The sequence below is a fragment of the Apibacter muscae genome (assembly GCF_007845635.1).
In the GTDB taxonomy this organism is placed as follows: Bacteria; Bacteroidota; Bacteroidia; order Flavobacteriales; family Weeksellaceae; genus Apibacter; species Apibacter muscae.
On sequence record NZ_SELG01000042.1, the window covers coordinates 43,945 to 58,309 of the forward strand.

Below are 14,365 nucleotides of genomic sequence, written 5' to 3' on the forward strand. Positions count from 1 at the left end.
GTAATTTATTTTTTTAAAATACCGTATAAGTTAATTAATTCGGCATTTATTTCATTTTTAGAATTAAGTTCAAGTTCAAGTTTTAATTTGCTGAATAAATTATTACAATTTTCTATTAATTCATAAGGATAGTATAGTTCTTCTTCCAATTTTTCATGGTCTTTTGTATTTGAAGTTATATATATATCTTTTGTAAGATATTCTAAATCTAATTTCTTAAGTAATTCTAACAAAATAATTAATATTTTATGTGATTCCTGCATATTTAATAAATATATACCTGAGGGGTTAGATGGATTAGATATTTCCATTAGACCTCTTGCGGCTTGAAATTTTGAAATAAAATATCTTTTCATATTTGAATCAGTTATGGTTAGATTTTTATTATTTTCAATTTGATATTTAAATATTGGAAATACAGATCCACTACTGTTAAACACATTACCAAAACGAATTATCTTAATAAACGAATTGTTTGTATAAATTATTTTATCTAATAATTTTAATTCAGCAATTCTTTTAGTAATACCCATTTTATTAATAGGGTTCACAGCCTTGTCTGTAGATATATAAATAAATTGATCAATATTATTAATTAATGAAATATTTAAAAGATTAATCGTACCATCAATATTATTAGTAATAGCTTCAGTCATGTTATCTTCTAATATATTGATGTGCTTATATGCGGCAGTATGATAAACAATATTAATAGTGAATTTTTTAAATATTTCATCTATAAATGATGTATTTCTAATATCACCTAGTAAAAACTTTATCTTATTAAGATTAATATTTTGTTTTAAATCTAAATGAAGATTAAAAATAGCATATTCTGAATGATCAACTAATATTATTTTTTTTACATTTTGTAGTAATAGATATTTAATTAGAGAAGATCCTATTGTCCCACCTCCAGTTACTAAAATAATTTTGTTTTCAAAAAAAGAATAATTTAGTATTGAATAATCAATTTTTTTTTTGAATAATTCGTCAAAAAAAACAGTTTTATTATTAATTATTATCGAATCCTCTTTTTTAAAATCAAACATTTCTATAATTTTTTTATAATATTAATAATCTTTTCTAAATTATCTAAAGTAAGATTATCACCGGATGGTAGACTTAAACCATTTTCAAATAAGAAATTATCCAAAATTTTATTTCCAAAATATAGAGAATTAGCAAAAGCTTTTTGATTATGTAATGGATTCCATAAATATCTTGTTTCAATATTATTAAAAGCTAAAGAGTTTTTAATTTTATGATTTATATTTGTTGGAAATATAAATGAACTTAACCAGCGATTTGAAAAACTTTTATAAGATTCATATTGATGTTGGATATCAAATTTTTCTTTTAAAAATTTAAAGTAATGCTTATAAATCTCTCTTCTTTTATTAACTTTTAAATTTAACTTCTCAATTTGTGAATCTCCAATGGCAGCTAATACATTACTTAAAGCGTAGTTATAACCTAATTCATTATGCAAATAATAATCGGTATTTTCCTTTGATTGATTGGATAATTTTTTTGCGTATTCAAGAGATTCAATATCTGAAAGTATTATAGCACCTCCAGTAGAGCAAGTTATAATTTTATTACCATTAAAAGATAAAATCCCTATTTTCCCCAATGCGCCTAAAGGTTGATCATTATATTTAGAACCAAATGCCTCTGCGCTATCTTCTATTAATACAATTTTATTAAGATTACAAATTTTAATTATTTCATCTAGCTGTGCAGGCATACCATAGATATGGGCTAATATTAAAGCTTTAGGTTTTATTTTTTTTTTATTTAATTGCTCAATAGCTAAGTTTAAGTAATCGGGAGATAAATTCCAAGTCTGTTCTTCACTTCCAATAAATATAGGTATGGCTTTTTCATATAAAATTGGAAATGCAGAAGCAGCAAATGTAAAATTTGAACATAATACGTAATCATCTTTTTGGATATTAACAATTTTTAATGCTAAATGTAAAGATGACGTTCCGCTATTGGTTAATAATATTTTTTTGTTGAAGTATGAATTAAGTTTATTAGTAAAGTCATCAATAAAAGATCCCACTGGAGATATCCATCCACTATCAAGTGCTTTTTTTATATTGTTATATACTCTGTAGTCTATGTTTGGCGGAGATAAATAAATTTTTTCATCCATAATTTTTATAATCTTTCTTTAAAATAAGGGGCAGAAATGAAAATACAAATCCTAAAAAGAGAATAATAACTAACAAAATATTAACGTTCAAATGGCGTAAAAAGTAAGCGACAATTATAATGAATGCATTTTCAATTACTAAAATCATTGATACCTGTTTATGTGTTAAACCCAGTTTAAGGTATCTATGATGCATATGGTTTTTATCAGCTTTAAAAGGAGGAGTTCGATAGTATAATCGAATTAAAAAAACGCAAAGAGTATCAATAATGGGAATTATTAAAATTGCCATCGCAATTGCTGGTGCAGATTGAAGATTATACATAGGACCACCTTCGGCATTTTTTAACAAAAATAAATTTAAAAATTTTACAGCCATAAATGAAAGTAAAAAACCCACAATCATTGAACCTGTGTCACCCATAAAAATTTTATATTTAACTGAAAAATTAAATTTTAAGAATGCTAGAAGACTGCCTATGATAGTTAAGGCTAACACTATCATTGCGTAGTTAATATTAGTACTTAACCTCCAAAAGGTAAATATAAATGCGCAACAGGCCAATATGGCTATACCAGAGGCTAAACCATCTATGCCGTCGATTAAATTAAATGCATTAATAAGGAAAATAAATACAAATACAGTGAAAATAATACTTAACCAATAAGGAATTAAATTAATTCCCATTATTCCAAAAAAATGACCAATACGAACATTTGAGCCTACACTAATCATAATAGCGGTTATAATTTGTGCATAAAACTTCTTGTTTGGAGCAACCACCAATATATCATCCATTAATCCGATAAAAAATAATATTACAATAGCTGCAAATAAAAATATATAACTAGTAAATAGTTCGTAAGCACATATTGAAGCCATTACAACTATGGAATAAAAGATTGCAATTCCACCTAAATTAGGTGTCTTTCTTATATGAGAACTTCTTTGGCCTGGAGTAACCATTAAGTTTTTTTTATATGAAACTCTAATTATTTTGGGAACTGAAATATAGGTTAAAAAAAAGGTACCCAAAAAACCTATTACACATCTTAAGTAGAAACTATTTATACCAAATAAATATTTAATATGTCTAATATCGAATTCTTCCATTTTATATTATTCTGAATAATGCATCAGAATTATGCAAATTTATAAATTTAAATAATATTTAATAACTATTAATTAATCTTAATAATTTTAATTCATAATTATCCCATGTGTATTTTTCTTTAATTAATTTTCTTGCATTCAAACCAATTCTAAAGTATTTATCCCGATTTAATAAGATATCATCAATTAGTAATGACATTTTATAGGGGTTATCTTCAACTAAAAAATGTTGATTTGATACACCAAATGTGATAGGTTTTGCTACCTTTTGGGTTAATATGTTAATTTGCCCTAGAGCCATTGATTCTAATACTTTATTCTGAATTCCTCCACCTATTTGCATGGGAGATACAACCATAGTACTTGAAGCAATAATTTTGTAAGGATCATCTACGTAACCAGTAACTTGAATATTATTATATTTATTACTATATTTAGTTATTTCTTTGGAGGGATAAGCGCCTAAAATAATAAATTCATAATCAGTTTTTACTAGAGGATGAACATTTTTAATATACCATAATACGGCTTCAATATTAGGTTGATAATTCATTTTACCAAAAAAAACAATTTTATTTGATTTATTATTAATTGTATACTTATAATTTAATAAATTAGGATTTACACCATTAGGAATCCATGAGGTGTTTCCATATTTAGAATAAAATTCAGATTCATTTTTATTAACAAAAAAAGTATTATTAAAATTTGCAATACAATTTTTTTCATAATTAGATACTCTTTTCCCTTCTAGTTTATATACTAAATTCCAAAGAAATGATGTAGATTTTTTTTGAGCTTCTAAATAATGTAATCCGATTGAATCTACAATATCAAGAAATTTAATTTTTTCAGTATCTTCAACATATTTAACAGTTCTAATAAGATTGTTAATTATAAAATCAGAGTTTTCAATCTCTAAATATAATTTTTTCTTAATATTTTTAAAATAATAATATGAAACTTGTATGGGTTCTTTTTTTATAATTCCTTTAATTGAATTAAATAAAAATCTGTATTTAGGGTATCTATAAACAAAGTACTTAGTACAATATTTTTTTAAAAAATCTTCTGAATTTTCATTGTAAGGTTCATCTGTAATTATAACGATTGTCAAATTAAAATTTTTAGATAAAATTTTAACCATATTCTTACTTTTAACTTTATCTCCACCAATTGGAGGATATGGATAACGCGTTAAAAACAATAGACAATTCTTCATTTAAAATTTATTTTAATGGATGCACATCATTAATATCTTTATAAAATTCTTGAGGGGTAAAATAATAAATATTAAAACGAGGATCATTGAAAATAGTTCTAATTTTATCAAAACCTACTGATTGAGCATTGTTCCAGAATCTATAACTTAATAGATATATATATATTGTAAAATATAGATAATAAAAGTTCTTATATCTAGAATAGCATACTATCATTGAAATTAATATTGAATCAAAGGCACCATATGCACCAGGAAGCCTAATCGAAAATATAGCATTTCCATGAAAAGAATAGTATATAAAAAAATAAAAAATCATTAAATTCCTTACCTTCATATAATTTTCATCAACATTTGTTTTAATTATATATTTATCATTAACAAAAACAACTATTAAAAATAAGATTTTAACGATTTCAGACAAACCTAATTCAGCTTCTTCAATTCCTCCGTAAGAATTGAATGATCCAGTAGCAAAACCATCACTGGAAATTGAATTTAAGGTTTCCCCAATAATTAAGTATGGCTTTAATGGCCATAAAATTAAGCTTATAGTAATTATAATAAAGGCCTTAGTTGTTGAAATTTTTGCATTAGCAATCCAATAGGCTGGAAAGAAAGCTATTGATGTTTTATGAGTCCAATAACATATGAGCATGCATAATAAATACTTTAATAGATTTTTTTGTTCAATATATTTAAAAGAAAATAAGCAAATACTAATTGCCAAACCTTGTCTAATTTGCCCTGAATCTGCAATAAAATAGCTTGGCATAAAATAATATAAGAGCGACAATATTGGTAACGGAGAATATTTAAAGAATGAATTTGCTTTTAAAGTTAAAGACATTGAAGCAAATAATAATAATAATAAAGTAAATGGTAGAGATAAAGATCCTAAAAATTTAGAAAAAAACACATAAGTAGGTTCTACACCAGCATCAGGACCAAATATGTTATTCCATGCTACATACTTATTTATTGCATGATATAATCTTAAGTAAGGCCAATAATCAGCTCCTTGTCCAACTCTTATTCCAGCTAAAATAATTAAGATTAGAGTTAAAAGAGCTATTCCAACTTTATTTTTTTTTCTAAATATAAATTCATTATAACTTAAAATAGTCATAATAACCATTAAAGTATAATATAAAGGATGTATCATAATTTATATTCTAATTAGCTGGATAAGATAGTATAATTTTTTTTTGTAATTTAAACTATTAAGATAATTTTCACCAAATCTATTATACATTAAAATTTCTTTTTTAGATATTTTTTCAGAAGCTAACAAATTCTTTAAATGTAACAACATTATTTTTTTTATTTCTTTATCTTTAACATAAGCGGAATATGCTAAAAAGCAATAAAAACCTTGAAAAATAACAAATTTTTTCCAAACATTATTTTGATTTGCGTAGCAGCTTGATAAATAATCTTTTTTTACTAAACATATAGCATTTAACATATCTAAACCTTTGTCATTATAACTATTGCTTATGGAATTATCCCTGACAAAATATTTATAATAATAGTTATTAGATTTAGCCAAAATTTTTGAATTCAATATGATTCGAGGTATAGTAGCATTATCTTCAAAATTTAGCCCCTTAGGAAATTTGATATTTTTAAATAAACTTTTTCTAAAAATTTTGTTACAAGCAAAATTTTCAATTTCTCCAAATATTTTTAAATTATCTTTAAAATTAATTTTTTCAGGTAAATTATGGAATTGAGGAATATTTTTAATAACATTGTCGTATTCATCAACTTTTTGAAGGCTACAAAAAACTATATCTGCATCATTATTTTTTGCTAAATAATACATATCAAACATCATTTCCTTATCTATCCAATCATCACTATCAACAAATGCTATGTATTCACCTAAGGCATTTTTAATTCCAACATTTCTTGCATCGCTTAACCCACCATTATCTTTATTAATAATTATAATATTTTTATGTATTGAAGAGTATTTTTTTAAAATAGATAAAGAGTTATCAGTTGATCCATCATTTACAGCAATAATTTCAATTTCTTTTAAAGTCTGATTAACTATAGAGCTTAAACATTTAGATAAATAAGATTCAACATTGTATACTGGAACAATTATAGATATTTTAATATGCATGAATTTTGTTTAAAAATGTATAATTAATAAATATAATTTAATAAAGTTTATAATTTCATGCTCTTATATAATTATTAAAATTGTTTAAGTTTTTTATATTAGCTAAAATTAGTTGACCAATTATTAAAGGTATAAATAGTCTGATTTCCCAAAGAATTCCACCATAAAAAATTATAAATATATAAGGTAAAGAAAATGCTATATATTTTTTTATAAATATTTTTTGATAAGTATGATTACACAATATAAGTGAAAAGCGAGTAAATATAATATAAAAAAAAATGCCTAATAAGTTTCTAAATTCAAATAAATTTGTTAGTATAAAGTTATCCATAATTAAAGAGTTTGAATAACCTTCTGAGTTGAAATGAATTCTCAAAATTATATAAGGAATTAGGAAAGCAATGATTGGCAAGATTAACTTATTTGCACTAATAATGAAATCTTTGATAGACCAATTATTAAAAATTAATGCTGCATAAAATGAAAGACTTAGTGCAGAGGTTTCTCTATTTAGGGTTGAAATTATTATAATTAATATTAATAAAATATATTTTTTTTTTGTAAAGTTTTCGGTTAATTTTATGCTTATTAAAAATGTTAATGTTAATAAGAATAGAGAACTCATGTCATAAGGAGTGACTACAAACTGAGAAAATCCAATTAAAGATTCAATAATAATAATTAATAGAAAGTTTTTAATATTATCAATATTTATATAAAATATTATTTTGTAAATAACAATACACGTAAGAACGTAAAAAAAAGTATTGTAAGTAAAAATTATTAAATAAAAATTAGTTGTATTTAATCTTGTTAAGATTTTATTAAAATAATTTAAGTTTAGAAATATTCTTTGCTCGAAAAAATTTTGGAAGTATACTATTAAATCCCTAGATAAAAATCGATATTTATAAATATTTTCAAAATAATTTTCAGGCATTTGATCTGTAAAAAAATAATTGTTATATCTAGATGAATATCCAAAATATATTACAAAAGATATTATTATTGGTAATAAAATAATATAAAGTATAAAATTTATTTTTTTGTTACTCATAGCAAGTTTTTATATTTTTCTAAACCATTAATATAATCCATACAATGTCATATCATTCCAAAATTCAGTGTAGGATTTTTCTACTACTTCTGGATTTTCAATGTTTAATGGAAACACTAATTTTAAAGGTGTAAAACTCATAGCCATTCTGTGATCATTGTATGTTTTAATTGATTGGTTTTTATTAAAATTAAAATTATTTTTTAATTCAATACTTGAACTACTTATCTCAACTTCACCACCGCATTTTTCAAGTTCATTTTTTAAAGCTTGTAATCGGTCAGTTTCTTTAATTATTAAAGTTTCCAAACCAGTAATTTTAATAGGGATTTTTAAGCCAAAAGCGGTTACAGCTACTGTTTGAGCAATATCAGGACAATCGTTCATATCTATTTCAATATTGTTCGGATATTTAAAATCAGTATTTTTATAAATTTTAATTTCTCCATTGTTAAATATAGTATTGACTCCAAAAAATTCTTTAAAAATTGATTCTATTCTTCTATCAGCTTGTAAAGAATTTTCGAATAAATATTTCATATTTATAGTTAGTTCATTTCCTAAAGCGCAAAGAGAATAATGATAAGAAGCTGAAGACCAGTCGCTTTCAATTGTGTATTCTTGTTTTTCTAGATGATCAAAATATGAAATTTTTATAATATTATTTTCAAAACAAGCAGATATTCCCAAATCTTTGAGAATCTGAAGAGTCATATTTAAATAGGGAAATGATGTAATTTTACCTATAATTTCTATATTTAATCCGTTTTTTAATTTAGCACCAATTAAGCATAAAGCAGTTAAGTATTGACTACTTATACTTGCAGATAATTTGACAGTATTTTTGTATAATTCTCTACCATTAATAAGTAACGGTGGATATCCTTTTTTTTCTAAGTATGAAATATCTGCCCCCAAATCAATTAGTGCATTTACTAGAATTTCAATTGGACGTTCTTTCATTCTAGACGAGCCTGTTAAAATTGTTTTTTTATCACTGAAAATTGAATAATAGGCAGTTAAAAAACGCATTGCTGTGCCAGCATGATGTATATCTATGATTTCCTGATTTGAAGCTAAAGCTTCTGCCATAAGTTTAGAATCTTGACTAAGAGATAAATTTTTTAAAATTATTGAATTATTATATAATGAATTTAATACTAATAATCTATTTGTTATACTTTTTGATCCGGAAAGGTTTATAGAAATATTTTTCATTTTAATTTCTTGTTATTACTATGTCTGTCTTTATCTCTCAGTGATTTTATAGAAATTTTTTTATTAAAAGCTTCTTCTAAATCTATACCTGTTTGGTTAGCCAAACAGCAAACTACAAAGATAACATCAGCAAGTTCTTCACCCAAATCTTTATTTTTATCAGATTCTTTTTCTGATTGTTCTCCATATCTTCTAGAAATTATTCTAGCAACTTCACCCACTTCTTCAGTTAGTTGAGCTAAGTTAGTAAGTTCATTGAAATATCTTATTCCATATTCCTCAATCCATTCATTAACTTTTAATTGAGTATCATTTAATCCCATATTTATTTTAGAGTCTAAATTAATTAAAACAATAAATATAAAATTTTATTGTGTTTTATTTTATTAAAATAGTAATTTTTAACCATTTATTGATCAACTAATTTTATTTTAAATGTGTTTAAATAATTATTGCTTTTGTTTTTGAATACGAATATGTTTAATTAAAATAGCATATTTTTATTATTCTTAAAAAATGTGTTAAATTTCTACATTATTTCGTAAAATTAAATTTATAATACTAACATTATAATTGATAAATTTTTTTAAATGAATTGGGAGGAACTGATAACTCTGTACAATGAATATTTATTTTTAGAAAAAGGTTTGTCTAAAAATACACAACTAGCATATATTAGGGATTTAAAAAAAATTAAATACTATTTTAACAAAGATAATTCTATAACTCCTAATACAATCAATAAAGAAAACGTTCAAGATTTTATTTACGATTATTCTAAAAAATCCAAATCTTCAAAATCTCAAGCAAGATTAATATCATCAATAAAATCATTTTTTAAGTTTTTACAATTGGAAGATATAAGAAAAGATAATCCGGCTGAATTGTTAGAAAGTCCAAAAATTGGTCTTTATTTACCAGATACACTAGAGCATGATGAAGTTATGAAATTAATTGAATCCATAGATTTATCTACCTCTGAAGGTGAAAGAAATAGAACCATCATTGAAACATTGTACGGATGTGGTTTAAGGGTTTCAGAGTTGGTTAATTTAAAATTATCAGATTTATTTTTTAATGAAAATTTAATTAGAGTTACTGGAAAAGGAGATAAACAAAGATTGGTTCCAATTTCAGATTGGACTATCAAATACATAAATATATATATCAACAAAATTAGATTACATCAAACCATTAATCCAAAATTTAAAGATATATTATTTTTAAATCGGAGAGGGGGGCAACTGACCAGAGAAATGGTATTTATAATAGTAAAAAAATTGAGTAGAAATGCCGGTATTAATAAAAATATTTCTCCACATACTTTTAGACATTCATTTGCAACTGTTTTATTAAAAAATGGAGCAGATTTAAGATCCATACAACTAATGTTGGGGCATGAAAGCATTACAACCACAGAAATTTATACTCATTTAGACCGTGAACAGTTAAGAGAAGCCATAGAAAAATACCATCCTTTTAATATAAATAAAGATTTTAAAACAGATGAAAATAAAATTTAAGCTGAAACCCTAGATATTACCGCATCTGAAAAACCCAACTTTTTAATATTTTCTAATAATCTTTTAGCAGATACATAATTATTAACCTTTCCTGTTGTATAAATATATATATTATTTGACTTTTGTCTGACAATATTATTCAAACCCTTAAAAATTGAATCTTTTTCTTTATACTTTTTAGGAGATAAAAATAATTCTATGGTATAATATTCATCATTAAGATTTTCTTTTTCAATATGTTTTACAATAGTTGCATTGTTGAATCCAGCTTCTTTCGCCAAATTTTGGTTTAATTCAGCATCAGATTTAAGATTTGAAGATCCTGAATAATAAATATATTTTCCTTTATACTTAATAATTTCAATGTCTTTTAAACCTCTAAGTTGAGAAGAATTAGGTGTATATTTACTGAAGGAAGATAGGAATTGTACTTTATAAAAAGTATCCGTATCAACAGGTAAATTTTCAGCTATATTAATAGTTTCTTTAGCAGAATTCTCTTTTCCAGACTTTTCATCAAAAGCCTTTTTGTAACTGATAAATGCATCATAAATATTTTTAGCAATCGTATTTTGTCCATCTTCTGATGCTAAATATTGACCTTCTTGATAGTTTGAGATAAATCCTGTTTCAATAAGGATAGCAGGCATAGCCGTTTGAACAAGAACTAAAAATCCAGCTTGCTTAACACCTCTGGATAGTCTATTTTCTTTAATAAAGTTATTCTCTACATAACTAGCTATTTTAAGACTATTTTCTAAATATGTATTTTGCATTAAGGTTAAACCAATCATTGATTCAGGAGAAGAAGGATCAAAATCTTCATAAGTAGTTTTATAATCCTTTTCCATATATACCACTTCATTTTCTCTCTTAGCAACGTCGAAATTGTCTTGATTACGATGCGTACCCAGTACAAAGGTTTCTGTGCCGTAAGGAGCACTTTTAGAACTAGAATTACAATGAATGGAAATAAAAAGATTGGCTTTATTTTTATTAGCTATATTAGCACGAGTCATAAGAGGAATAAATTCATCCGTAGTTCGCGTATAAATAACTTTAACGTCTTTATTATTATTTTCGATTAGAGCTCCAATTTTTTTTACTAAAGATAAAGTAACATCTTTTTCATTTGCATATGGACCTCTTGCACCAGAGTCATGTCCTCCATGTCCAGCATCTAAAACCAATACAAAATCTTTATTTTGAGAATGTATTGAATTTATAAAAAAGAACGAAAAAAAAATCAATATATATTTTAAGTTAAATATTGTTAAAACTCTCATTAAATCTTTTTTTTGATTAATTTTGAAACCGAATTTTTTCTGAATTTATACATTTTAATGAATTCAAAATCCAAATATAACATACTTTGTTTACTCTTTCTAATTTTTAACATTCTCTTAGCACAAGAGGGTAGAAAACAAGTAATAGACTCAATTACCCCCCCTACTGATACGCTTGTAAGAGTGAATAAAGAATCTTTGCAAGATATTGTGGATACACAAGGAGATGAAATTAGAAATATTTTTTCTAAAAATACTACTTATCTTATACACAATGCAAAGGTAAAATATGAGGATATGATTATTGAAGGAGATTATATAGTAATGGATTGGAATTCAGGAGATATTTTTGCTAGAGGTAAGGTAGATAGTTTAGGGAAAATAATTGAAAATATAACCTTCACACAAGGAGGTAAAAAGTTTGAATATACGGAAGCAGTATTCAATATGAACACCAAGCAAGGTACAGCATTTAATGTGAGGACGGAAGAAGAAGAAATGGTCATAATTGCAGAAAAAGCTAAAAGAATGAATGATAGTGAGTATTATATGAGAAGAGGTTTAATGACTCCAGATGAATATTTTAAAGCAAAAAAAGACTCACTCGCAGATGTAGAATTTCATACCAATAAACTAAAGCTTATTAATAAACCTCAAGGAGGTAAAGACCTAATTGCTGGTCCTACTACAATGTATATAGAACAGATTCCCACACCATTTATATTGCCATTTTTATATTTACCAGCTTCAGGTAAAAAAAGATCTGCGGGAATACTTATAGGAAGTTTCGGAGAAAGACAAAATAAAGGATTTTATTTAGAAAGATGGGGATTTTATGTACCCATAGGTGAATATTTAGATTTAGAAACTCGCTTTGGTGTATATACCAAAGGAAGTTGGATGATAGATAATAAATTACGATACAATAAAAGATATAGATATAACGGTAATCTAGAATATATTTATGAAAAGAATATTTCAGGAACTAAAGGCTTAAGTGATTATTCAGAATCAAACAATTATAGGTTTATTTGGAATCATATACAAGATCCTAAAGCAAATCCAAATTTATCGTTTAATTCCACCGTAAATTTCTTAAGTCAAAACTATTACAATAACAGTATCTATAATTATAACGCTATTAATGGTAATGTAACAAACAATCAAACCTCTTCATCTATATCATTGGTAAAAAGATTTAATAATAATCCGTTTACAATTTCATTAAATGCATCTGCTTCCCAAAATATTTCAACGGGATTAGTTTCAATGGTTCTACCTAATCTTTCCGTTACTATGCCTCAAATTTATCCATTTAAGCCTAAAAATGGTGCTAAAAGAACTATTTTTCATAATCTGTATTTAGATTATAAAATGAATCTTCAGAATTCTATAACAACCACCACTGAAGATATGTTTAGTTCAAAAATGTTTGACAATTCAAACAATGGCATGAGTAATTCTTCCAGCTTTGGAACAACCTCCACTATTTTTAATTATTTTCAATTTGGGATCAATGGTAATTATAAAGAAGTTTGGACAACGAAAACAATTAGGAAAGACTTTGATCCTACGACTAAAACTGTAGTTTCAAATGATAAAAATGATTTTAGTGCCTACAGAACCTTTGGGGGAGCTTTAAGCTTAACTACAACCTTATATGGAATAGCTCAGTTTAAAAAAGGAGCACTTATACAAGCCGTCCGACATATGATGACTCCTACCATTAGTTATCAATACGCGCCAGATTTCTCAACCGATACATGGGGGTATTATGGATCATACACGAATGAAGAAGGCAAAAAAATAAAATATTCTTATTATGAAGGTAATGTTATGGGATCTCCTTCTAATTTTGAAAATAGTTCATTAAATTTATCTATTGCTAACAATTTGGAAATGAAAGTTAGAAGTAAAAAGGAGGATAACGGGGTGAAAAAAATCAAAATTTTTGAGACGTTCAATGTGAATACCTCTTATAATTTTGCTGCAGATTCATTAAAATTAAATCCCATTAATATAACAGCATCAACCCCTTTATTTAATTCGAGAATGAAAATTAATTATGCAATGAGGATAAATCCTTATAAAATTCAATTTGACTCTCCAACGTCAACCGTAGGGTATGCCGTAGATAAATTTAATTTTTCTGTAGCTAGTTTTACTATGGGGTTAAATCTTGGCTTAGATTCATCAATTTTTGGTGGTGAAAAAGCCAGCGATAAATATAAAAGAAGGGGAACTATACGTTATGAAAATTATTATTTTGATAATGAAGGATATGCACATTTTGATATTCCGTGGCGTTTGGATATAGGATTTAATTACACTTCAACCAAAGAATTCAATAGGGTTTCTAACGTATCTGCAACTGTTAATTTAAATGGAGAAATTTCACCGGCACCGTATTGGAAACTAACAGCCTCTACCAATTATGACTTAGAAAGTAAAGAATTTGGATTTACCCGTTTAGGTTTTTCTAGAGATTTAAGAAGCTTTAATATTAATTTTAATTGGGTCCCAATTTCGGCTGGTTTTAATAAAACATGGAATTTTTATATAGGTCTTAAAGCAGCAATACTAAAAGATGCACTTAAGTATGAAGCAAAAAATTTTAACGATCAAACAAATTTTTAAAAATATT

11 protein-coding genes are annotated in these 14,365 nt (G+C 25.2%); 2 read left to right on the forward strand and 9 right to left on the reverse strand.

What is annotated here, in order from left to right; translation table 11 throughout:
* Positions 1–5 precede the first annotated feature (5 nt).
* From ETU08_RS11420 to ETU08_RS11455, 8 genes are all read right to left on the reverse strand, one after another.
* Positions 6–1,052 (reverse strand): polysaccharide biosynthesis protein, encoded by a 1,047-nt coding sequence (locus ETU08_RS11420; protein ID WP_146263167.1) that lies wholly within the window; start codon positions 1,050–1,052, stop codon positions 6–8.
* 2 nt (positions 1,053–1,054) lie between these two features.
* Positions 1,055–2,164, reverse strand: a complete 1,110-nt coding sequence (locus ETU08_RS11425; protein ID WP_146263168.1) for a DegT/DnrJ/EryC1/StrS family aminotransferase — start codon at positions 2,162–2,164, stop codon at positions 1,055–1,057.
* Complete coding sequence (locus ETU08_RS11430) at positions 2,157–3,131, reverse strand: MraY family glycosyltransferase (protein ID WP_260391094.1); 975 nt, start codon at positions 3,129–3,131, stop codon at positions 2,157–2,159. The genes ETU08_RS11425 and ETU08_RS11430 overlap by 8 nt, the downstream gene beginning before the upstream one ends.
* Before the next feature lie 205 nt (positions 3,132–3,336).
* Positions 3,337–4,500: a glycosyltransferase gene (locus ETU08_RS11435; protein WP_146263170.1), complete on the reverse strand. Its 1,164-nt coding sequence runs from the start codon at positions 4,498–4,500 to the stop codon at positions 3,337–3,339.
* Positions 4,501–4,507: 7 nt separating this feature from the next.
* Positions 4,508–5,665, reverse strand: a complete 1,158-nt coding sequence (locus ETU08_RS11440; RefSeq protein WP_146263171.1) for an EpsG family protein — start codon at positions 5,663–5,665, stop codon at positions 4,508–4,510.
* Between the two features lie 3 nt (positions 5,666–5,668).
* Positions 5,669–6,634 (reverse strand): glycosyltransferase family 2 protein, encoded by a 966-nt coding sequence (locus ETU08_RS11445; RefSeq protein ID WP_146263172.1) that lies wholly within the window; start codon positions 6,632–6,634, stop codon positions 5,669–5,671.
* A 1,087-nt stretch (positions 6,635–7,721) separates the two neighbouring features.
* The gene (locus ETU08_RS11450; RefSeq protein WP_146263173.1) at positions 7,722–8,912 is read right to left on the reverse strand and encodes a 3-phosphoshikimate 1-carboxyvinyltransferase; all 1,191 of its coding nucleotides are present in this window, start codon (positions 8,910–8,912) and stop codon (positions 7,722–7,724) included.
* Positions 8,909–9,235 (reverse strand): nucleotide pyrophosphohydrolase, encoded by a 327-nt coding sequence (locus tag ETU08_RS11455; RefSeq protein ID WP_146263174.1) that lies wholly within the window; start codon positions 9,233–9,235, stop codon positions 8,909–8,911. Before ETU08_RS11455 ends, ETU08_RS11450 begins: the two co-directional genes overlap by 4 nt.
* 267 nt (positions 9,236–9,502) lie before the next feature.
* Here ETU08_RS11455 and xerD point away from each other — a divergent pair, with 267 nt between their 5' ends.
* Positions 9,503–10,435 carry a site-specific tyrosine recombinase XerD gene (gene xerD, locus ETU08_RS11460; protein ID WP_146263175.1) on the forward strand — a complete coding sequence of 311 codons (933 nt, stop codon included), beginning with the start codon at positions 9,503–9,505 and terminating at the stop codon, positions 10,433–10,435.
* Here the strand turns inward: xerD and ETU08_RS11465 are convergent.
* Positions 10,432–11,721, reverse strand: coding sequence for an N-acetylmuramoyl-L-alanine amidase family protein (locus ETU08_RS11465; RefSeq protein ID WP_146263176.1), 1,290 nt, complete (start codon positions 11,719–11,721; stop codon positions 10,432–10,434). The two genes, xerD and ETU08_RS11465, sit on opposite strands and share 4 nt — an antisense overlap.
* A gap of 57 nt (positions 11,722–11,778) precedes the next feature.
* Here ETU08_RS11465 and ETU08_RS11470 point away from each other — a divergent pair, with 57 nt between their 5' ends.
* Entirely contained in the window at positions 11,779–14,358 is a 2,580-nt protein-coding gene (locus ETU08_RS11470) for a putative LPS assembly protein LptD (RefSeq protein WP_146263177.1), read from the forward strand.
* Positions 14,359–14,365 lie beyond the last annotated feature (7 nt).

What these genes read in the sequence shown, in the direction of transcription:
- ETU08_RS11440 (WP_146263171.1), bottom strand. Translation starts at nt 5,665, where the DNA reads ATGATACATCCTTTATATTATACTTTAATGGTTATTATGACTATTTTA.
- ETU08_RS11425 (WP_146263168.1), bottom strand. Translation starts at nt 2,164, where the DNA reads ATGGATGAAAAAATTTATTTATCTCCGCCAAACATAGACTACAGAGTA.
- ETU08_RS11455 (WP_146263174.1), bottom strand. Translation starts at nt 9,235, where the DNA reads ATGGGATTAAATGATACTCAATTAAAAGTTAATGAATGGATTGAGGAA.
- ETU08_RS11430 (WP_260391094.1), bottom strand. Translation starts at nt 3,131, where the DNA reads ATGGTTACTCCAGGCCAAAGAAGTTCTCATATAAGAAAGACACCTAAT.
- ETU08_RS11445 (WP_146263172.1), bottom strand. Translation starts at nt 6,634, where the DNA reads ATGCATATTAAAATATCTATAATTGTTCCAGTATACAATGTTGAATCT.
- ETU08_RS11435 (WP_146263170.1), bottom strand. Translation starts at nt 4,500, where the DNA reads ATGAAGAATTGTCTATTGTTTTTAACGCGTTATCCATATCCTCCAATT.
- ETU08_RS11450 (WP_146263173.1), bottom strand. Translation starts at nt 8,912, where the DNA reads ATGAAAAATATTTCTATAAACCTTTCCGGATCAAAAAGTATAACAAAT.
- xerD (WP_146263175.1), top strand. Translation starts at nt 9,503, where the DNA reads ATGAATTGGGAGGAACTGATAACTCTGTACAATGAATATTTATTTTTA.
- ETU08_RS11470 (WP_146263177.1), top strand. Translation starts at nt 11,779, where the DNA reads ATGAATTCAAAATCCAAATATAACATACTTTGTTTACTCTTTCTAATT.
- ETU08_RS11420 (WP_146263167.1), bottom strand. Translation starts at nt 1,052, where the DNA reads ATGTTTGATTTTAAAAAAGAGGATTCGATAATAATTAATAATAAAACT.
- ETU08_RS11465 (WP_146263176.1), bottom strand. Translation starts at nt 11,721, where the DNA reads ATGAGAGTTTTAACAATATTTAACTTAAAATATATATTGATTTTTTTT.